The organism is Mesorhizobium sp. B2-4-19 (assembly GCF_006441315.1).
Taxonomy (GTDB): Bacteria; Pseudomonadota; Alphaproteobacteria; order Rhizobiales; family Rhizobiaceae; genus Mesorhizobium.
Genome location: NZ_VFUV01000001.1, coordinates 121343 through 141627, shown reverse-complemented (window position 1 = coordinate 141627; position 20285 = coordinate 121343). Strand labels below are relative to the sequence as shown.

The following is a 20285-nucleotide window of genomic DNA, read 5'->3' as shown; positions in this document are numbered from 1 at the left end:
CTCCATGAGGTGGGCCCGGGAGGAAGCTGATGACTATTCGATCGCGGATCGCTGCGACTGTCGCCGTTGCTTCGCTGACTCTGGTCTTTGGCGGCCAGTCTCATGCGACCGTATTCGCGGCTTGGCAAGTGGCCAATGTGCCGTTCGGCGACACGCACCAGCGGGGCCTATGGCAAGTATACCTCACCCCGTATCGATCGACGGTCGTCGATTGATCGTAAATGCGCCCGGTGGGACATGTCGCCTTGTTGTCTGCGAAAAGATGAGCGGCAACCTACGGTTTTGTAGACAGATGTGAACAACCAAGATTGAAGGCGCTCTTGCAAAGCAAACCAGAGCATTGAAAATTGCTTTGTGAGTTATCGCGAATGTAACGCTCATCTGACGTAACGTCAGGCGATGCCGGTTTGGCGAACGAAATATCGAAAAATTACATGATGCACGAAAGATTGAAGCTGACTGGCGAATAGTTGATCAGCTTTCATAAATATAATGCAAAGGGAGAATTGACTTACTTGCCCCATGGTCGCATTGATGTGCCCACGACACGAATCGTAGAAACACTACCTGCTCAAAATTCGTGCGATGCCCTGCCTGTAAAAAAGGGCGCATATCGACGTAACTCTTGTTGGGGCCTGAAGACCATGGATATTGTCGAAACACCTTCCAGAAACAACGATGCGCTGATCGAGCTGACCGCCGATGTGGTGGCCGCCTATGTCAGCAACAACCCCGTGCCGGTCGGCGAATTGCCGAACCTCATATCCGATGTCCATGCCGCTCTCGGGCGTGTGGGCGGAACCGCCGAACAGCCCCCTGCCGACAAGCAGAAGCCGGCTGTCAACCCGAAGCGCTCGGTTCATGACGACTACATTGTCTGCCTTGAAGACGGCAAGAAATTCAAGTCGCTCAAGCGTCACCTGATGACCCACTATGATCTGACGCCGGAGCAGTATCGCGAAAAGTGGAACCTCGACCCAAGCTATCCGATGGTTGCTCCGAACTATGCGGCAGCCCGCTCGCAGCTCGCCAAGAAGATGGGCCTTGGCCGCAAGCGCAAGGCGCGGTAGTCGCTGTTCCCTCAAGTCGAACCGACATCGACGGCGCCTTCGGGCGCCGTTTGATTTTGCGGAACAGGCTGGCCGGAAGCGTCAGGCGGTCTGCTTGAGTGCCATCTCGGCATCGCGCTTGATGCGCTTGACCATCGAGCGAAGGCCATTGGCGCGCTGCGGCGACAGGTGCTCGTCCAGGCCGAGTGCCCTCAGCGTCGCTTCCGCATCGGTTTTCTGGATTTCGCTGGCGGTCCGTCCGGAAAACAGCGCCAGCATGATGGCGACCAGACCGCGCACGATATGGGCGTCCGAATCCCCCGTGAAAGTGATGACCGGATCGCTGCCCGGTCCCTGTTCGGTGGTCAGCCAGACCTGGCTGACGCAACCCGGGACCTTGTTGGCAGCATTGCGCTCCTCATCGGGAAAGGGAGGCAGCGCCTCGCCGAGCTCGATGACGTAGCGATAGCGGTCCTCCCATTCGTCAAGGAAGGAGAAGTCGTCGCGGATCGTCTGGATCGTGGTCGTCATAACCCGGATATAGTCACGCGGAGGCCCCGCGTCACGGAAAAAACAAGGACACCGCGGGCTTCGAGAGGGCAGACGGCCCGCGGTGCGCCGCCGAGACGGCTTAATTCTTGACCGGCAGGTTGACGGTCTCGGGCAGGACGATCTCTTCCGCCACGCTGCCCGTCATTGTCGAGGTATCGGGGCCGGTAGACTTGTCGTCCAGCATGGCTGCCGCGATCTTGGCGGTTTCCTTGGCACGCGCGGTGATGGTGTGCATCGCCGACTTGCCCGTCTCACAGACGTCGGGCTTGCGCCCGCAGATGCCGGCAATGTCGCCCACCGCGTCGCGTGCCGCGAACAGGGCCTGGATCGGCCCGACGCTTTCCTGACCCGGCTCGTCGGAACCGACACTCAGCGGCAGCGCCAGCAGCACCAGTGAAAACCAGAAAGCCATTCTTATCAGGAAGAACATGCCTTGCCTCTCGTCGTGACCGGATCATGCGTCATATGGCATGACCTCTTTTATGGGCAGGATGTTGGCACACAGGCGCAAAGGACGGCTTGCGCGCACAGCGACAATTTTCCTCAAATTTTAGGCAAATTCGAAACGAAGCGTTTTGCCATGGATCTGTTTCATATCGGGACGATTTTCGCTACCTCTTGATAACCATGTATCCTGCTGTTTCCATTGGATTTTTCTGGAATTCGGCCGGTTCTCTCCTTGTCCATGATCCGGTGACGGCAGGCGTTCGCGGATAACCCTCCATTTACTATGGCGGCATTTGCCCGGGTTTTCGACCGCCGCGATCCCGATATTTGCCACGGGCCGGGCTTTGGTCGGCCCTGCCTTATCCATTCCTTAAACGCTGGATGAGAGTTTCGGAGCCAATCAAAACAATCTGCATAAGCAGAGCTGTTCACGACGAGTGCGAGTGCGTTGAGTTGATGCCGATCAAGGCCAGATACGCTGAATTGCCTGGCGCGATTGCCGCCGGTTGCGAACGTATGGTCCATCCCTCCATTCTCGGGCAGAGCGGCCGCGAGCGCCAACGCCGTTTCATCGGTGTCATGCTGGCGGCGCCATTCTTCGCCGCCGGTGCCGCTGTCACGCTGGTCACATCAGGCATGGGCGCCGCTGTGACCATGGCCGCCATCTTCGCCGCGTTCGGTCTGTGCTGGTTCGTCGCCTTGCTGGTGGCGGCTACCGGCAAGATGCCCGTGGCGGCACCGATTGTCCTGGCGATGGCGGCTGTTGCCCTTGGCGGTCTGATCGCCGCCGCCGGCGGGTTGAGTTCTCCCGTCGCCGTGCTTGCCGTGGCGCTGCCCTTCGAAGCCTGGTGGATCGGCGCTTCGCGGCGTGCGGCCCTGTGGGGAGCGGTCTCGGCCATTGCCGCCATTGCCCTTCAGCCTCTGGCTGCGGCCTTCTTGCCCTTCGCGGGCGCGCAGATCGCGGCCTGGCATTGGCTGGTGCCGCTGGCCTGGGCGCTGACGCTGATCCCGCGCCTGTCGGCGTTTCGCGATAGCGCCGGTGCGGCCGATACGCTGGATACCGGCGACCGGCTGGAAGACATCATCGACGCGGTGATCCTGCGGGTCGCCCGCCATGGCGAGGTGCTCGATGCGTCCGCCAAGGCACGCACGCTTTTGAAATTGCCGCCGGAACTGCTTTCCGGAACCGGCCTCTTCGACCGTGTCCATCTGTCGGACCGTGTCTCCTACCTCAGCGCCCTGGCCGACATGCGCGATGGTGCTGCCTCGCGCCGCCTCGAACTGCGCGTCAGGCTGCCCCAGAACGGCAATGGCCAGAATGACACGCGCTCGATGGCCGACAATTACCGGCCATTCCTGCTCGAACTGCTGCGTGGCGAGGAGCAGAGCGACGTCTTCACGCTGGTGCTGCGCGAGAATGACGAGACTGCCCGGCTGCGTGAAGAACTGGCGCAGGCCAATGAGACGGCGGCAGCCGCGGAAGTGGCCAAGGGCCGGTTCCTGGCGGTCGTCAGCCATGAACTGCGCACGCCGCTGAACGCCATCATCGGCTTCTCGGACATGCTGCTGCATGAGATGTTCGGCGCCTTCAAGGATCCGCGCCAAAAGGAATATGTCACCCTGGTGCGGGATTCAGGGCAGCATCTTCTGGCCGTCGTGACATCCATACTCGATGTGTCGAGGATCGAATCGGGCGCCTACACGGCGGACCCGGAGCCGTTCCGGTTCATGGAAGCCGTCGACATGTGCCAGTCGATGATGCGGCTGCAGGCGCAGGCCAAGAACATCAATTTGCAGACGCAGATCGCCCCCGACGCCGGCGACATCAATGCCGATCGCCGCGCCGTGCAGCAGATGCTGATCAATCTCGTCTCCAATGCGATCAAGTTCACGCCCGACGGCGGCGATGTCGTCGTTGGCGCCAAGCGGATCGGTTCGCGCCTGCATTTCTGGGTGAGGGACACCGGCATCGGCATTGCCGAGGAGGATTTCGCCAATCTCGGCAAGCCCTTCACGCAGATCCAGAACGACTATACGCGCCGTTTCGAGGGGACCGGCCTTGGCCTGTCTCTGGTGAAGGGCTTGGTGGCGCTGCACGAAGGCACCATGTCGATCGAAAGCATGCCGGACGAGGGCACCACGGTGACCATCAGCCTGCCGATCAACGGGCCGAAGGGGCGCCCGGCGAACCAGACAGGGGTGCTGACGATGCCGGTGACGAGGGCGAAAGGGGACAGAAATGGCTCGCTCCGCAAAACAGCCTAAAGCGGTCAAACGCCGCAGCAACGCCTTCCAGGACGGCGCCATGGCCGTCGGCGGGATGATTTCGCGCAACCCCGTCCTGGTGGGCGGATCGACGGCATTCCTGGTGACGCTGTTCTATGTCTCGGCGAATGCGCTGTGGTATCAGCCTTTCCCGCATGCCGGGGCCTTCTTCGCTACCCGCAATTTCCAGGGGTTTCCGCACACTGCCTCCGACGAGCCGGAGACGACGATCAACATCGTGCGGCCCAATGCGGCGCCCGCACCGATGAAGGGCGATCCGGTGGTCGAGCAGGTGCAAGGCATATTGAAGGACCTCGACTTCTATCCCGGCACGGTCGACGGCATTTCCGGCCCCAACACGCGCAAGGCCATACAGGCCTACCAGCAGAAGGTCGGCCTCAACGCTTCCGGCGAGATCGATGCCCTGTTGCTCGATCAGCTTGGCGCAACGCCGAAGACCGCCTCCGTACCCAAACCGCAACCGCGCTCGGATACGCAGGCCGCCGTGCCGGTGTCCCTGCAGACAAATTCTGGGCAGACAAATTCCGGGCAGACGGATGCCGTCCAGGCCCAGGGACCCGACCCCCGCATCGTCAAGATCCAGGCCGGGCTCAAGGCGTTCGGCAATGACGACATGCGGCTGGATGGTGTCGTCGGCGCGCGCACCAAGGCGGCGATCAAGGAATTCCAGTCGCTGTTCGGCCTGCCGCAGACCGGCGAGCCCGACGAGATCGTCTACGTCAAGATGCGCGAGATCGGTCTGACCAATTGAGGTCCGACCAACGAGGCCGAAACGACGGCTCGCCGAGCGACGGAATTATCGCTAGATAGCCCGCACGCTTTCGGAGCTTCTCATGCGCGTCACATCGGATCTGTGGGTTTCTGCCTTGGTGCGCCGCGTTTTCGGCGCTGGCGGATTTGCCGCCGTGGTCAACCGCGGCGCGACCGAGGCCGGTGCTGTTTTCGTGCTGACGCGGGGTAGGCTGGGTGACGTCGCCCTCTACGGGCCGGCGCCGCAGACAAGCTACGATTCGGCCAAGCCCGACGACCGTTTCTTCAGCCTTCTCGCCGCCGGCGATGATCCGGCCGTGCTCGCTGCCCGGCTTGAAAGGGAAAAGAAATTCGATCCCGATATCTGGGTGGTCGAGATCGAAGGCGGCACCGTTCCCGTCGAGGAGCTTATTTCCGTGAAGACGCCCTGAGGCCGCGAGCCGTGGTTTCGTCGCTGTTCGACGCCTGGCGGCTGTCGCTGTTTGCAGGCGATGCGTCACGAACCATCCTGGAGAGGGCCTCTGCCTTCCACCCCCGTACCCGGTCCAGAGCCACATCGCGATGCAGCAGGCGGTAGCAGTCGAGATAGGTGCGGATGGCCTGGGGATGCGGGAACAGGCTGGGATAGATGGCGACCGTGATCAGGAAGGCCCTGTCTTCGCTGAAGTCGAGCGAGCGCAGCGCCGCGAGCAATGATGCATAGTTCTGGCTGGCAGTCAGCGAGCGCGCGGTCGAGAAATCAATGTCGAGCGCGTCCGCAAGCGCGGTCTGGAAAAACGCGGCGTTTCCTGTCAGCGCCGTCTCGCGCAATTTGACATAGGTATCCGACCCGGGGAACGCATCGACCTTCGCCGCCGATGCTTCGTCGCCGGTGCGCATCATGGAGCGCAGCCTGCGCCGCGCATTCTCGGCGGCAATGCCGGGAGACTGTTGGCTTGGAGCATAGTCCTCGGCAGCTTCGGCATCCGCGGCTGCGACGGTTGGCGCCGTGGGAGCTTGCACGTCCGGTTCCCGCACCCTCACCAGTGTCGGCCGTTCGAGCGCCCGGATCAGGTCGGCAATGGTCGGGTTCAAGTCCTTGCGGCGCGCTATGGCGCGCGCATGCGGCAGGCCGTGCCGGCCGATCAGCGCGATGAGGTCGATATCGCTGACGGCGCGTGAGCGGATCAGCAGCGGCGCTGCAATATCGACCGGTTCCTCGCAGAGGCGCCGCACCAGTGCTGCGGGCGCATATTCACATTCGGAAAGGGCGGCGGCGACGTAGCGTCGAGATTCGACGGACACATCGTCGAACAGCGGCAGCGTCAGATCTTCGAGCTGGCCGATCTCGCGGCGTGACGGGCGGGTCAGCGAGCAGAACGCCGACACCGCGGCGCGGAACAGCCTCTCGGCCTTGCCCGATTCCGTCCGTATCGCGATTTGCCTGAAGTCCGAAGATGACACGAAGGATACCCGATACTCGATACACAGCCTTGGGCACGCTCAACCGGGACCGTGTCGGTTTCGCGATTGCTCCGGTCAGAACCTCCTGACCTCAAGACAAAGATCAAGTTAGCGGTGATCCGTTAGCGCTCCGTTAACCCTCTGCCGGCCTAATGATATTTGGAGGCGTTGCGTTGTGCTCCGGGGAAACCGAGAGGAATGCGCGAATCATGGGCATGGTACTGTCTTTCGTGCCGCGTGCGGCACCGACCAATCGAGCCAAGCAAACCACCGAAATACCGGCGGCGGTGATCATCTTTCCCGGCATCCGTTATGAGCGGTCCAGCACCGGCGAAGCTCGGCCTGCCGGCTCCGACAAGCCGGGATCGCCACGGACGCCGGTGCCGCACCACTGAAGCCGTGGCCTGGTCCGTCAGGCCGTCAGTTCTGCGCTTCTGGCCAGAGCAATTCCAGGAAAAGTGTGAAGCGGGTTTCCCTAGGGAATTGCGTCAAAGACAAAGAGCCTTAGAAATCCTGCAGCTCGCAGGAACTCTGGTCGAGAAAGCGTGACACGATCGGCTTCCAGCTGTCGTCCGGAACGAAGCTGCGGATAACGAAAATCCCCTCGCCGATAGGCGCTTCGACGAAGATCGCTCCCTGCAGGTCCTCGGGCAAATCCTTGCGCACGTCGATCATCTGCGCCGGCGTCAGCACCACGGCATCGAGTTTTCCGTCGGCAGCCGTATGGTCGTTGAAGGAATAGATGTTGTGGCCGTTGCGGTCATAGACCGACACCGACCAGAAGGGGACGTTCCCCGGCGCCTTGATCCGGACCATGCCTTCCTCGAGGTCGAACCGGCAGGCCGCGGCGTAGAACAGCGGGTCGACCGATTTCACCACCGGCGCGCCGCCCGCCTCGGCATCGAGCCGGTTCATCCGGTAGAGGTCGGATGCCATGGACAGTCGCGACCAGGCATCGCGTTCCGAAAATTCCGGCACCAGAAGCAGCACCACGATGTGGACGATGCCTGCACCGACCAGGCCGAGCAGGACGGCGTGAAAAAGACGGCGCAGCGCGGCCAGGACATTACGCATCGCAGCCGGCCTTCACGATCCTGGGCAGCGAGACGTCCGACAGGCCGGTGCTGCTGGCGATCGGCGTGTCGTAGAAGGTCAGGACGAAATACATCCGTCCGGAACCGTTGGTCAGAAGCCAGTTGCCGGGCATGGGGCGATGGCCGACCGAGATGGTCACCGAATTGTCGGCCTGGCGCAGCACCTGGTAGGACTGAAGCGCGGCAAGCCGCGGCTTGCCGGTCTCGACGACGCCGAGCGATTGATCGGCGGCATAGAGCGTCCAGAAGCGGGCGGTCGGGAATCCGCCCTCTATCCTGTAGCTGCATTCCCGCTTGAGCTGGTCGCCGGCAGCGTCATTTTCCGCGACGAAGGACAGCCCTTCGGCGCGGCCGAGTGCAAGCACGCCCTCGCGCGCCACGCGGGCCTTCGAATAGGGGTCGGCTGCTGGTGTGCCGATGTCGGGGAAGGCCGTCCATTGGCCGATGCGGATGGCGCCGACACCGTCCTGGATCTCCAGCGCATACCAGACGCTGGCGCCGCCGCCGCCAATGGCAATGGCAAGCGAAAGCAGCATCAGGAAGGCGTTCTTGAGCATGAAGGGCCGCGTGCGCGAAGGATTGCCGTTCGGGGATATCGCGGCGCGGGGCCTTGTGGCAAGCGGGCGTGATGGATTTGCCTGTTGGCTTGCTCCGCGCCGAGGCCGAAGTCACAGCGCCGAGAGCGTTTCGGGCGAGGCGGCGTGGAGTTTGGGCGCGGATTGGAACAGCTGCGTCATGTCCCTCAGCGTCTGCGTGGTCCGGCTGGACAGCACCGCCGGGCGTTCGGCGGCCGCGTCGGCCGCGGCCTGTTCCTCGCCCTTCTTCTGCGCTTCGGCCGCCTTGGCCGCGATCTCCTCGTCGATGAACGGCTTGTCAATGCCGGGGATCGGCTTCAGGTCGATGTTCTGGTGCGCGTAGACCATCAGGCGCTGCCACACCATCGCCGGCAGCGACCCGCCCGTCATGTTCTTGGTCGGGGTGAAATCGTCGTTGCCCAGCCACACGGCCGCCGTGTAGTTGCCGGTGAAGCCGACGAACCAGGCATCACGATAGGATTGCGTCGTGCCGGTCTTGCCGGCGACGACGATGTTGGGAATTTGCGCGCGCCGCGCCGTACCCATCACCGGCACGGCCGCCAGCATGGTGTTCATGGATTTCAGCGCCTGCTCGGACAGCACCCGGTGCGGCGGCGGCGCATCCTTGGTCCAGTCATACACCACGTCGCCGGTGCGGGTGACAAGCTGGGTGATGCCGTGCCTGGAACCGACGAAGCCGTTCTGGGCGAACACGCTATAGCCCGTCGCCTGGTCCATCACGGTCATGCCCGAAGTGCCGAGCACCATCGTCTTGTGCGACTCGAGCGGCGATTCCACGCCCATCGCCTCGGCCATCGCCTTGATCGGCGCGATGCCGAGATGGTCCTTGGCCAGCCGCACCGGTACGGTGTTGATCGACTTGGCCATCGCCATGATCAGCGTGATGTTGCCGGCCGATTCGCCGCTGTAATTGTGCGGTGACCAGTTGCCCCAGCTGATTGGCCCGCCAGAAATGATCGAATTGGGCGTAAAGCCATGTTCCATCGCCGTGGCGTAGACATAGGGTTTGAAGGACGAGCCGGTCTGGCGCAGCGCCTTGGTGGCGCGGTTGAACTGGCTGGCGCCGTAGTCGCGGCCGCCGACGATGGCGCGGACCGCGCCATTGGTCTCGATGACCACCACGGCACCTTCGGTGACGTTGTACTCCTTGCCGAACTGGCGCAGGTGGAACTCGATGGACTCTTCCGCCGCTTTCTGGATGTTGGCGTCGAAGGTGGTGTGGGCAACCAGCGAATGCTGGCCGGGCTTGGCGATCTTCTTGACCTCGTCGAAGGCCCAGTCGAGGAAATAGTCGGGGCTTTTCTGTTCGCCGCGGTCGACGACGTCGGCCGGATGCAGCCTTGCCTGCAGCACTTGGCCTTCGGTCATGAAGCCGGAATCGACGAGGTTGGACAGCACCACATTGGCGCGGGCGCGCGCCGCCGGCAGGTTGATGTGTGGAGCGTATTTGGTCGGCGCCTTGAACAGGCCGGCCAGCATCGCCGCCTCGGCGAGATTGAGATCCTTGACGCTCTTGCCGAAATAGAAGTCCGCCGCCGCCTCGATGCCGAACGTACCGCCGCCCATATAGGCGCGGTCGAGATAGAGCTGCAGGATTTCCTTCTTCGACAGATTGGCTTCGAGCCACAGCGACAGGAAGGCTTCCTTGATCTTGCGCTCGAAAGTGCGCTCATTGGTCAGGAACAGGTTCTTGGCCAATTGCTGGGTGATGCTGGAGCCACCCTGGACGACGGAATTCGCCCGCACATTCTCGAAGATCGCGCGTGACAGGCCGAGCACGTCGATGCCGTAATGGTCGAAGAAGCGACGGTCCTCGGTGGCAAGCACCGCCTTGATGACGTGATCAGGCATCTCGTCGACCGGCACGGAATCGCGCTGGATGATGCCGCGCTGGCCGATCTCGTTGCCATAGCGGTCGAGGAAGGTGACGGCGAAGTCGCCCTGGGCGCGCCAGTCGCCGGCCGTATCCTGGAACGCCGGAATGGCCAGCGCCAGCATCACCACGACGCCGCCGGCACCGAGCGTGAAACCCTCGCTCAAAATCTCGATGATGCCGCGCCGCCAGCCCTTGAGACGGAAGCGCCGCGAGAAGATCGTCGCCGCTTCCCAGAACTGCCGCGCCTTGAACCCGATCTCGTAGAGCGAGGAATCGATCCAGGCGTCAAGCGCCAGAAGGCGCGACGCGATCGGACCTCTTCTCTTGCGCGGTTCAGGGCTGACCATTCCAAAAACCCGGCTCGGCTGTGGCGTGACCTGAAAACCGCAAGCCGGCAATTTCAGGGGCAGCGCCCTGTCCCGACTATTCATCCATTTTGCGGGTGCCACAAGGGCTGCGAGGACACAGCTGCAAGGTTTGTCGACGAGAGGGCAGGGGCAGCCATGATTGGCGACGGTCGCCGCCTCGAAACCGCGCTTCGTCGGCTGACTGCGATCAGCCTATCATAGACGGGTGCTATGAATGGTCATCGCGGCGAGGCGACCATGATGGCCGTCCGCAGCAGAACGTGTGCGCCGATCACTGCGTCGCCAGGTTCCACATACTCCGCCTCGTTGTGGCTAAGCCCGTCACGGCACGGCACGAAGATCATTGCGGCAGGCGCGACGCGGGCGAGGAACAGCGCATCATGGAAAGCGCCCGATATCATCTGCTTGTACTGAAGCTGCAGGGAACTGGCGGCCTCCTCGACGGTTTTGACCATAACCGGCGAGAAGGTCGCCCCGGGCATATCGAACGATCGCTTGATCGTTGCCCTGCAATGCTGGGCCTCTGCTTCCGCAGCGCAGACCCGGCGGACCTCAGCCTCTATGACGTTGAGCTGCTCTGCCCTCGGATGCCTGATATCGACGGTGAAGGCCACCGATTGCGGTATGGCGTTGATCGATCCCGGCCTGGCGGCGATCCGGCCAACCGTCAGCCGCGCGCTGCTGTCGAGCGGCATGATTGTCGTTTGCAGCCTGTGTATCGCGGCAATCGCGGCGACCATCGGATCCCTGCGGTAGGCAAGGTCTGTCGTGCCCGCATGACCGGCAGTGCCCTGGAAGGAGACTTCCAGCCAGCGCGTACCCTGGACGGCGGTTACGACACCGATCGGCAACTGCTCCTTTTCCAGCGATGGCCCCTGTTCGATATGCAGCTCGATATAGCCTGATATCGGCATGCCGGTTGGACGAAGGGCAGCCTCCGGCAAGGCGGTGATCGTCGCCTCCAGCTCAGCTGCGAGGAGCGCACCGTCGGCGCCGACAATGGATTTCCACGCGGCGGTATCCGCGCCGGTGAAGGCCATGGAGCCCATGACGCCCGGCGCGAAGCGGCTGCCTTCTTCATTGGCCCAGGCGACGACCTCGACCGGCATTCGGGTTTCAGCCCCTGCGTCCTCCAGCGCCTCGATCACCTCGAAGGCGGAAAGCGTGCCGAGCGCACCGTCGAAGCGGCCGCCTGTCGGCTGGCTGTCGAGATGGCTGCCGATCAGGAGCGGTGGCAGCGTGGCATCCGTACCTTCGCGGCGAATGAAGAGGTTCGCGATACCGTCCTGAAAGACCGTGAAGCCACGCTCCAGGGCCAGCTCCGCCAGGAGGCGCCGGGCCCTGCGATCCTCGACGCTGAACGCCTGCCGGTTGACACCGCCGGCTGGTGTCGCCCCGATCCTGGCGAAAGCATCAAGCCGCCCGAGCAGTCTGTCGCCGTCAATCCGAGGCGTCAAACTCATCGCTTGAGGCCGCTGATGAAGGCCTTCACCCGCGGTGGATCGACTTGGTTCCACCAGACACCATCATGTTTCAGCGAACTGGCGACGATGACGCCGTCGACAATGTCGAGAATGTCGTTGGCATTTTCGGGCGTCACGCCGCTGCCGACAAGCGTCGGCAGCCCGGCCGCGTCCTTGATCATCCTGATGTAGCCGAGGTCGGCGGCGTGGCCGGTGCGTTGGCCGGTGGCGATCACCGCATCGGCATCGAAGAACACCAGGTCCTTGACCTGTTCCTCGACCGGCCGGTCGCCGACGATCGCATGGGCGCCATGCTTGACATGGGCATCGGCGAAGATGCGGATGCCGTTGGCGCGAAGCCTGGCGCGGAAGCGCATGGCGCGCGCCGCCTCGCCTTCGATAAAGCCTTCATTGGCGACATAGGCGTTCGCCCACTGATTGACGCGCACGAAGGAGGCACCCGAGGCGCTGGCGATCGACAGCGCGGGGATGGAGGCATTGGCGAGCACATTGATGCCGATCGGCCGGCCGAGTTCCCTGCGGATGCGGTCGGAGACGACTGACATGTAAGCGGAGGTCTCGGGGCCGATATCGTCCGGCTTGGCGAAGGGCACGTCGCCATGGTTCTCGACGATCACGCCGTCGCAGCCGCCATCGAGATAGGCTTTGGCATCGTCGAGGCCGCGCTGGTAGATGGCCTCGACCGCCTCGCCATCGTAGCGCGGCGCGCCCGGCAGGGGCGCCAGATGCACGACGCCGATGACCACTTTCTTTCGGCCGAAGATCGACTGCAGCGCGTCATCGGCGACCTGCTTGGAGCCGATGGAGTTGGGGGATTTTGTCATGCGGTTTCCGCTTCCGTCGTTTCCATGAGTATCTTCATCTCTTGCCTGTCGGGGCAGGAGCCGAGCGTGCCGGGGCGACCGACAGAAATGGCCGCGGCTCGCACCGCGATCCGCGCTGCCGCGGCGAGGCCGATGCCAGCCGCAAGGCAGCCTGCAAGGCAGCCGCAAAAGACATCGCCCGCGCCGCTGGTATCCACCACGTCCACCTTGGGCGCCGCGAACCGGTCGATCCGTCCTTCGCGGTCGGCAACCAGGCAGCCGGCCGCGCCAAGTGTCACGATCGCGCTGTCGGCGCCTTGACGGATCAATTCGCGGGCCGCCGCGGCTGCATCGCCGGTTCCGGTCAGTTGCTCTGCTTCGCCTGCGTTGACGACAGCGAGGCTGACCGCTCCCAGATACGGTGTCGAACCGACCGCAAGCGGACTCGGATTGAGGACCGTCAAGGCGCCCGCGCTGCGCGCCGCTTGCAGGCAGGCTGTCGTTACATCGGGAAGAAGATTGCCTTGCATCACCACGATGTCGCCGCGTTCGACCGACGTCGCGAAACCGCTGTCGGCCAGCGGATCGAAGGCGGCGGCGCAGCTGGCACCGGTGACGATGAGGTTTTCGCCGCGCTCATCGACGATGATCGTCGACCGGTCGCTGGGCAGCGCCAGCATCGACAGATGGCTGGCGTCGAGGTCGCGGCTCAGCCGTTCCCGTATCCAAAGGCCGGCTGCATCGTCGCCGATCGCCGCATGGAAACGGACATCGGCTCCGGTGCGGGCGGCGGCCACCGCCTGGTTCGCCCCTTTGCCGCCAAGTCCGTCAACATGACTGGACGCGTTCAACGTCTCGCCAGGCCGCGGAAAGCGGCCCAGCTGAAACGTCGTATCGACGCAGGCATTGCCGACGACATGGACGCGCATGGCTAATCCCTGGCTGTCGCCCAGCCCAGCATCTGTTCGAAGAGCGTCTTGTAGCCATTCCAGGCGATGAAGCCCGGCGGCAGCCAGTGCGGCCCGACATCCGATGTCCAGGCTACGGTGCGGCCCTTGCCATATTTGCCGGTCACCAGCAGTGGCATGGAACGGTAGTCGGAAGACACGGTGGCGAGGACTTCGGCGCCCTCCTTGACCGTGACCTCGTTGAAGCCGAGCAGGATCGGCCAATCCTTGCCCAGGCCCTTCAGGATCGGATGGCTTTGAGGACCGACAACGACCGGCGCATAGCCCTCGGGCACCTCGACGCGATCGTCCACCGGCAGGCAGGTCACCGGCAGGACGTCCTCGACCGGCGTCTTGTGGTAGCGTGCGCCGCCGTTGATGCCCTGGAAGCTGTAATAGCCGCCGAACATCAGGAGGCCGCCGCCATTGCCGACATAGTCGCGCAGCAGCCGCAGCCGGTTCGGCGTCGGCTTGGAGTGGACCCAGGTGTCGGGGTGAAGCAACAGCGTATTGGCGCCAAGGTCGGAGAGCATCACTGCGTCATAAGCCGAAAGCGTCTCCATGGTTTGGGGAAAATTCCGCTGCGCTTCGTGCGCCGGCATGAAAGTGACGTCGAACGGACCATCCTTCAGCGCCGCCAGCAGTTCATCGGCGCCGGTGTGATAGGTCACGGTCGGAAACTGGTCGAAGCCCTTGATGTGGGTCGCGGTCGAGACCCAGGACTCGCCGGCGAGAAGAACTTTCTTCCTGGACATGTACACTCCCTGTTTTTTTGCTGTGGCCGGCAGCTCAGAGGCTCGCGGCGAACACGGTCTTTGGGTTGTCGATGAGCATGCGGTCGATTGCCGATTGCTCGACACCATGGCGTTTCAGCCTTGGCACGAAATGTTTGAGGATGAAGCCGTAGCCGAAGCCGCCGAAGCGCGTCAGCATGATCTTCAGGAAGACGTCCTGAGACAGCAGGATCCTGTCGATCAGCCCCATGTCGATCAACGACCGGATCGCCTGCGCGTTCTGCTCGTCGGAAGGCGACTGCGCATCCTGGTCGGCATAGTAGAAATCCATGCCGATCATGTCGTATTCCAGGAAGGCGCCACGCGCGGCGAGGCTTCTCTGGTAGGCAAGATCATTGTGGCTCGGATTCATATGGCAAAGGATCGTATGTCTCAGATCCGCGCCTTCGGCCTCGACCACGTCGAGCACGTCATGCGCCAGCCGTTCCCAGCCGGGCAGATGGATGGTCAGTGGGACGCCGGTGATCCTGGCCGCGCGCGCTGAAGCCCGCAGCGACTTGCGTTCCTCTTCGGTGAAATCCTTGCTGACGCCGACCTCGCCGATGATGCCGGCCATGATTTCGGGCTGCGTCGAGCCGCCGCCGACATCGTTGACGAGAAATTCCGTGACGGCGTCGACGTCCATCGCCTTCAGCCAGTCGGGATGGGTGTGCTGCAGATAGAAGCCCGTGCCCATGACGATGCGCAAGCCGGAGGCGCGGGCAATACGCGCCAGTTTCACCGGATCGCGGCCGATGCCGATATTGGTCGCGTCGACAACCGTGTGGCCGCCCAGCGCCCGGTACCTGGCGAGCTCGGAAAGCGCCAGGTCGCTGTCGTCGAGCGAGACATTGTCGCGGTTCATGTAGGGGTTCATCCGCAATTCGCCGATGATCTCCATGCTGACCGGCTGCTCGGCGATCTTCCTGTCGTCGGGATGGCAGGGGCATTTCCAGGATGTCGAGCCATCGAGCAGGATATGCTCGTGCATCAGCGTCACGCCCATGTCGGCGATCGCGACCGGGCCGGTAACGGTCATCACGGTCCCGGAGCGAACACCGATCGGCGCCCTTTGCCTTGGCGTGTTGTCGAACAAATGATCCATGTCAGCGGCTCCGCGTCGCGCCCTTGAACAGGCGGAAATTCAGCCAGATGGCAACGAGGATGATAGTGCCGGTGACAATCGGCGTCAGGAAGGGCGACATGTGCGCCAGGATCAGGCCGTTGCCGATGACCGCGACGGTCAATGCGCCGAGCACGGTGCCGATGATCGTACCGCGCCCGCCGAACAGGCTGGTGCCGCCAAGCACCACGGCGGCGATGACATCGAGCTCGAAACCCTGGCCGGAATTGGACGAGCCGGAGCCCAGCCGCGCGGCCAGAATGACGCCGGCCGACGCTGCCGCCATGGCCGACAGTACATAGACGAAGAGCGTCATGAAACGCGTATCGACACCGGCGCGGCGCACAGCCTCGGCGTTGGCCCCGATGCCGGTCACATAGCGGCCGAACGGCGTCTGGTTGAAGGCGAGATAGGCGATGGCCAGGACGACAAGGGCGAGCAAGGCGGGTACCGGCACACCGAGGAACCAGGCCCTGCCGATGTTGACGAAGAAGCTCGTCGGCTCGACCGGGATCGAATAGCCGCCGGTGATCAGCAGCGCCACGCCACGGATGACCGAGAGCCCGGCAAGCGTGACGATGAAGGCCGGGATGCGCTCATAGGCGATGAAGAAGCCCTGCAAGGCGCCGATCGCCGCGCCAAGCGCCAGCATGCCGACAACGACCAGCGGCCATGGCAGGCCGGCCTGCAGCGCAACGGCCGAAAGTGTCGCCGTCAGTGCCAGCACGGACCCGACCGAAAGATCGATGCCTCCGGTGGTGATGACGAAGGTCATCGCCGCCGCAACGATCAGCAGCGGCGCCGACTGGCGCACGATGTTGAGCAGATTGGGCGTCGTCAGGAAGGAACCGGTGACCAGCGCGAAGACCACGCAGACGACGATGAAGAACAGCGCGATGGAAACGACGCTGCCATTGGCTGCCGCCACATCCTTCCAGGTGCTGTTGTGGGCGCGTTTGGGCGGCGAGGCGCCAACACCGGCGGAGGTGACGTTCATGGCTGTACCCCCTCGTCGCGGTTGGCGCGCGCCGAACGCGCGGTGAATTTCCGGCCGACGATCAGGTTGACGACCTCCTCGATGCTGGTGTCGCCGATCCTGCGTTCGGCGACGTTGCGGCCCTCATACATGACCTGGATGCGGTCGCAGACCAGGAACAAATCTTGCAGCCGGTGCGTGATGAGGATGACGCTGACGCCGCGGGCGCTGACGGCGCGGATGAGGTCCAGCACCGCCTCGACTTCCGCCACCGCGAGGGCGGCTGTCGGTTCGTCCATGATCAGCACCGATGGATCGAAGGAGGCGGCGCGGCCGATGGCGATCGACTGGCGCTGGCCGCCGGACAGGTTCTCGACCTTGAGCCTGGTGTCGGCGATGACGATGCCGAGCCGGTCGAGCATCTCGCGCGTCTGGTCATGCATGCGCCTGTTGTCGAGAAAGGGGACGCCGAGCACGTGGCGGCGAGGCTCGCGGCCGAGGAAGAGATTGCCGGCCACATCCACCGTGTCGCAGAGCGAAAGGTCCTGGTAGACCATCTCCACCCGTGCGGCGCGGGCATCGGCCGGCGAGGAAAAGGACACGGCTTTGCCATCGATCTCGATCGTGCCGGAATCCGGAATGACCGCGCCGGACAGAACCTTGCTCAAGGTGGATTTGCCGGCGCCATTGTCGCCGACCAGGCCGAGCACCTCGCCAGGTTTCAGCTTCAGCGAAACATCATCCAGCGTCTGGATAGGGCCGTATCGTTTGGAAATACCGGTCATCCTGACGCGGCAGGTCTCGCCATCGCTCATCATGGTTCCAGTTCTCATGCGGCATGTTTAATCGGTCGCCGGGCTGCGCGACGACCACAAAGTCGACGCGCGGCCCGGCGGTCTGGGGAGGATCTTACTTGAACATGTCCTTGAACTGGCCGACATTTTCCTTGGTTACGATGGTGATCGGAACGTTGATGATCGGATCGATCTTCTCGCCCTTCTTCAACTTGCCGAAGGCTTCGATGGCAGCCTTGCCTTCACCGGCCGGATCCTGCTGGACGACGGCGATTACCCAGCCCTCTTCGAGGCCTTGCACCGCGGATTTGGTCAGGTCCCAGCCGAACACCTTGACGTCGCCGGTACGGCCCTGGCTGGTGACGGCCGAAACGGCGCCGAGCAAGGCCGGCTCGCCGGTCGCATAAAGCGTCGTCATGTCGGCATTGGCCGTCATCAGGTTTTCGGAGGCCGACAGCGCCACGTCCTGCACGTTCTGGCCATCGACCGTGTCGAGGAAAGTCACTTTCTGGCCGCTCTCGGTGACAGCCTTCTTGAAGCCGTCCAGGCGCTGGTTCTGGATGAACGAATTGAGCGCGCCGACAACGCCGATCTTGGCGGTTCCGTTCAGCTTGGTCTTGACGTATTCGGCGTAGAACTTGCCGATATCCTCGCCGGCCTTGGTGTTGTCGACGCCGACGAAGGCGACATTGTCGCCGTTCGGGATCTGCGCGTCGATGGCAATCACCGGAATACCGGCGGCTTTGGCCGCGGTGATCGCGGGCTTCACGCCGTTGACATCGATGGCGACGAGAATGATGCCGTCGACCTTCTGGGTGATGTAGTTCTCGATCGCGTCGTTTTGCGCGCTCGGCACATTGTTGGCGTTGAAGATGACGAGGTCGACGCCGGCGGCCTTTGCCGCGGCCTTGGCACCGTCATTGATCTGGTTGAAGAACAGGGCCTGCTGGTTGATGGTGACCAGCGCATAGGTTTCGGCCATGGCCGAGGCGGAGCCAAGCGCGAGGGTCATGGCGATGGCTGCGGCGCAGCCTGAAAGGATCTTGGTAAGACGCATTCCGGTTCCCCTTGGTTTTGCGGAAAAGGCCCTTGATCGGGCTCATCAGGCGCTGGGCGCAGACGCATAATTCAAGATACTTGATTTCTTGTCAAGTGACTTGAATTAGCACTGGCGAAAGGAGACGGGGGCTGGCGAGATCAGAATGTCGCCGGCGTATTCACCCAGAAAATGCTGGCGCGTTCGTCGCCGACATTGCGGTACCAGTGCGGCAGTTCGGAGTTGAAAACGAAGGAATCGCCGGCGGACAGGCGAAACGTCTTTTCACCGACCATCAGTTCGATGGCGCCTTCGAGGAGATAGCCGACTTCCTCGCCGGCATGCTGGATCGGGCCGGCGCTTTCACCGCCCGCCTCGATATGATGGATATTGCACTGCAGAAGGTGGCCCGGCGAATAGGGGATGACGCGCTCCAGCGATATGCCTTCGCCGCGCCTGAGCGGATCGAGCGCGATCAGCGGCCGCGCTCCGGCGCGAAAGACGATGCCTTCCTCGCCATCGGCTTCCTCGAACATCCAGCCGATGTTGGTGCCGAGCACCTCGACCAGCCGGTGAAGCATGGGCAGCGAGGGTGAGACCTTGCCGTTCTCGACCTTGGAAAGCAGGCTTTCAGAGCAGTTGGCGGCAGCCGCGAGCGCCTTCAAGGTCAGCCCACGCGTCTGCCGGGAGAGCTTCAACCTTGTGCCGAGCCGCAGCAGGCTGGTGGCGGTAGAGCGCTCGTCGCCGCCCTTGCTGTTGTGGGTATCGATCTTGTTCATTGGGGGGCGCGAACATCTCCGCTGGTTGGGCTGACTCGTAAAACCGATCCCGGGCGTTGTCCATCCTGTGAAAAACGGACGATGCATCGGATCGAGCCTGGAACCCGTCCACGGCAGTCTCCGCGCCCCGCCGTATAACATCGGCGGGGCGGTGATCTCTTACGCTGCTTCGCGCTTCAAGGCCTGCGCCATGCAGTGGATGCCGCCGCCGGTCTTGGAGATCTCGCTCATGTCGATGGCCGCGACCTCGAAGCCGCGCGCCTTGAGCTGTCCGATCAGCGTCTGGCTCGAGGTCGGCGCGATCACCCGGTCCTTGCCGAGCGACATGAAGTTGCAGCCGAGCGCCATCGTGTCCTGGAAGGGAACATCGATGATCTCATGGCCCTTGCCCTTCAGCCAGTCGACGATGCCGGGCTCGGTGCAGGCGAGGCACACTGCAGTGAGCTTTTCGGCGATCGGCACCACCATCAGGTCGATATGGACATAATATTCGTCGATGAAGGCGATGCGGGTTTCCCAGCCCTCCTTCTCGAACCAGGCCTGCACCTGGCGGGCGCCTTCTTCCTGCGTGCGGGCGCCGCCGCAGCCGATCAACACCACGCCGTCCTCGATGACGTTGAAGTCGCCGCCCTCGAACGTGCCTGCCGTGACCATGTCGTAGATCGGGATGCCGAGCTTCTCGTAGGTGCGGATGGCGGCATAATTTTCGCCGCGCCGCCACCAATTGGCCATGGCGGTAATGATCGCACCGTAGGGCGTCATGACGCTGGAATCACGGGAATAGACCTGCATCGGCAGTTCCGGCGTCGGCTCGTGCCAGTGGATGTTGACGCCGAAATGCTCGTAGGCGGCGACCAGGTCCTTGTGCTGCGCCTGCGCGATCTGGACGTTGCAGGGCGCCTCGCGCAGGTGCTTGCGCGACAGCGAGCTGGTCGACAGATGCCGCAGGAAATTCGGCGATCCCAGCAGCACGTCGGTCAACATGTCGGTTTCGTTGGCGAAGCCCCATGATGTCAGCGGCTTGGTGCCGCCGGCCGGATTGCGGCGCTGCAGCGAAAACGGCTCGGCGACGATGCGATCATGAACGGTCATGCGGTTCTCCTCGTGGG

22 protein-coding genes are annotated in these 20285 nt (G+C 63.2%); 6 read left to right on the top strand and 16 right to left on the bottom strand.

Going from position 1 to position 20285, the window contains the following annotated elements:
• Positions 1-29 precede the first annotated feature (29 nt).
• Positions 30-215 carry a hypothetical protein gene (locus FJ546_RS00690; RefSeq protein WP_246686706.1) on the top strand — a complete coding sequence of 62 codons (186 nt, stop codon included), beginning with the start codon at positions 30-32 and terminating at the stop codon, positions 213-215.
• Positions 216-644: 429 nt separating this feature from the next.
• Positions 645-1070, top strand: coding sequence for a MucR family transcriptional regulator (locus tag FJ546_RS00685; protein ID WP_019857114.1), 426 nt, complete (start codon positions 645-647; stop codon positions 1068-1070).
• An 81-nt stretch (positions 1071-1151) separates the two neighbouring features.
• Here the strand turns inward: FJ546_RS00685 and FJ546_RS00680 are convergent, their stop codons facing one another.
• Both FJ546_RS00680 and FJ546_RS00675 read right to left on the bottom strand, forming a co-directional pair.
• Positions 1152-1580, bottom strand: a complete 429-nt coding sequence (locus FJ546_RS00680) for a SufE family protein (protein WP_140887309.1) — start codon at positions 1578-1580, stop codon at positions 1152-1154.
• 100 nt (positions 1581-1680) lie between these two features.
• Positions 1681-2031, bottom strand: coding sequence for a DUF5330 domain-containing protein (locus FJ546_RS00675; RefSeq protein WP_140887307.1), 351 nt, complete (start codon positions 2029-2031; stop codon positions 1681-1683).
• A 533-nt stretch (positions 2032-2564) separates the two neighbouring features.
• Here FJ546_RS00675 and FJ546_RS00670 point away from each other — a divergent pair.
• The 3 genes from FJ546_RS00670 to FJ546_RS00660 all read left to right on the top strand — a co-directional run bounded on the left by FJ546_RS00670 (position 2565) and on the right by FJ546_RS00660 (position 5515).
• Positions 2565-4313, top strand: coding sequence for an ATP-binding protein (locus FJ546_RS00670; protein ID WP_140887305.1), 1749 nt, complete (start codon positions 2565-2567; stop codon positions 4311-4313).
• On the top strand, positions 4288-5085 hold the full coding sequence (locus tag FJ546_RS00665; protein WP_140887303.1) for a peptidoglycan-binding protein: 798 nt from the start codon (positions 4288-4290) through the stop codon (positions 5083-5085). Before FJ546_RS00670 ends, FJ546_RS00665 begins: the two co-directional genes overlap by 26 nt.
• An 82-nt stretch (positions 5086-5167) precedes the next feature.
• Complete coding sequence (locus FJ546_RS00660) at positions 5168-5515, top strand: DUF1491 family protein (RefSeq protein ID WP_140887302.1); 348 nt, start codon at positions 5168-5170, stop codon at positions 5513-5515.
• Here the strand turns inward: FJ546_RS00660 and FJ546_RS00655 are convergent.
• Positions 5493-6527, bottom strand: a complete 1035-nt coding sequence (locus FJ546_RS00655) for a hypothetical protein (RefSeq protein WP_140887300.1) — start codon at positions 6525-6527, stop codon at positions 5493-5495. The two genes, FJ546_RS00660 and FJ546_RS00655, sit on opposite strands and share 23 nt — an antisense overlap.
• 209 nt (positions 6528-6736) lie before the next feature.
• Between FJ546_RS00655 and FJ546_RS00650 the strand changes: the two genes are divergently transcribed.
• Positions 6737-6922: a hypothetical protein gene (locus FJ546_RS00650; protein WP_140887299.1), complete on the top strand. Its 186-nt coding sequence runs from the start codon at positions 6737-6739 to the stop codon at positions 6920-6922.
• 109 nt (positions 6923-7031) lie between these two features.
• On the opposite strand, the gene FJ546_RS00645 is transcribed toward FJ546_RS00650, so the two are convergent.
• The 13 genes from FJ546_RS00645 to FJ546_RS00585 form a co-directional block, all read right to left on the bottom strand.
• Positions 7032-7601, bottom strand: coding sequence for a DUF1254 domain-containing protein (locus FJ546_RS00645; RefSeq protein ID WP_140887297.1), 570 nt, complete (start codon positions 7599-7601; stop codon positions 7032-7034).
• Positions 7594-8178 (bottom strand): DUF1214 domain-containing protein, encoded by a 585-nt coding sequence (locus tag FJ546_RS00640; RefSeq protein ID WP_140887296.1) that lies wholly within the window; start codon positions 8176-8178, stop codon positions 7594-7596. Before FJ546_RS00640 ends, FJ546_RS00645 begins: the two co-directional genes overlap by 8 nt.
• A gap of 111 nt (positions 8179-8289) precedes the next feature.
• A complete protein-coding gene (locus tag FJ546_RS00635; protein ID WP_140887294.1) occupies positions 8290-10440 on the bottom strand; it encodes a penicillin-binding protein 1A in 2151 nt (716 codons plus the stop codon).
• A gap of 239 nt (positions 10441-10679) precedes the next feature.
• Positions 10680-11924: a Zn-dependent hydrolase gene (locus FJ546_RS00630; RefSeq protein WP_140887292.1), complete on the bottom strand. Its 1245-nt coding sequence runs from the start codon at positions 11922-11924 to the stop codon at positions 10680-10682.
• Complete coding sequence (locus FJ546_RS00625) at positions 11921-12769, bottom strand: BtpA/SgcQ family protein (protein ID WP_140887291.1); 849 nt, start codon at positions 12767-12769, stop codon at positions 11921-11923. The genes FJ546_RS00630 and FJ546_RS00625 overlap by 4 nt, the downstream gene beginning before the upstream one ends.
• On the bottom strand, positions 12766-13677 hold the full coding sequence (locus tag FJ546_RS00620) for a ribokinase (protein ID WP_140887289.1): 912 nt from the start codon (positions 13675-13677) through the stop codon (positions 12766-12768). Before FJ546_RS00620 ends, FJ546_RS00625 begins: the two co-directional genes overlap by 4 nt.
• Before the next feature lie 2 nt (positions 13678-13679).
• A complete protein-coding gene (locus FJ546_RS00615) occupies positions 13680-14450 on the bottom strand; it encodes a glutamine amidotransferase (RefSeq protein ID WP_140887288.1) in 771 nt (256 codons plus the stop codon).
• Between the two features lie 34 nt (positions 14451-14484).
• Positions 14485-15573 carry a phosphotriesterase gene (locus FJ546_RS00610; RefSeq protein WP_140887286.1) on the bottom strand — a complete coding sequence of 363 codons (1089 nt, stop codon included), beginning with the start codon at positions 15571-15573 and terminating at the stop codon, positions 14485-14487.
• 1 nt (position 15574) lies between these two features.
• Positions 15575-16588, bottom strand: coding sequence for an ABC transporter permease (locus tag FJ546_RS00605; protein WP_140887285.1), 1014 nt, complete (start codon positions 16586-16588; stop codon positions 15575-15577).
• Positions 16585-17382: an ATP-binding cassette domain-containing protein gene (locus tag FJ546_RS00600; protein ID WP_140888014.1), complete on the bottom strand. Its 798-nt coding sequence runs from the start codon at positions 17380-17382 to the stop codon at positions 16585-16587. Before FJ546_RS00600 ends, FJ546_RS00605 begins: the two co-directional genes overlap by 4 nt.
• A 94-nt stretch (positions 17383-17476) precedes the next feature.
• Positions 17477-18418, bottom strand: a complete 942-nt coding sequence (locus FJ546_RS00595) for a substrate-binding domain-containing protein (protein ID WP_095770772.1) — start codon at positions 18416-18418, stop codon at positions 17477-17479.
• A gap of 140 nt (positions 18419-18558) precedes the next feature.
• Positions 18559-19176 (bottom strand): cupin domain-containing protein, encoded by a 618-nt coding sequence (locus FJ546_RS00590; RefSeq protein ID WP_140887283.1) that lies wholly within the window; start codon positions 19174-19176, stop codon positions 18559-18561.
• Positions 19177-19335: 159 nt separating this feature from the next.
• Positions 19336-20268 carry a dimethylarginine dimethylaminohydrolase family protein gene (locus FJ546_RS00585; protein ID WP_140887281.1) on the bottom strand — a complete coding sequence of 311 codons (933 nt, stop codon included), beginning with the start codon at positions 20266-20268 and terminating at the stop codon, positions 19336-19338.
• Between the last annotated feature and the right edge of the window lie 17 nt (positions 20269-20285).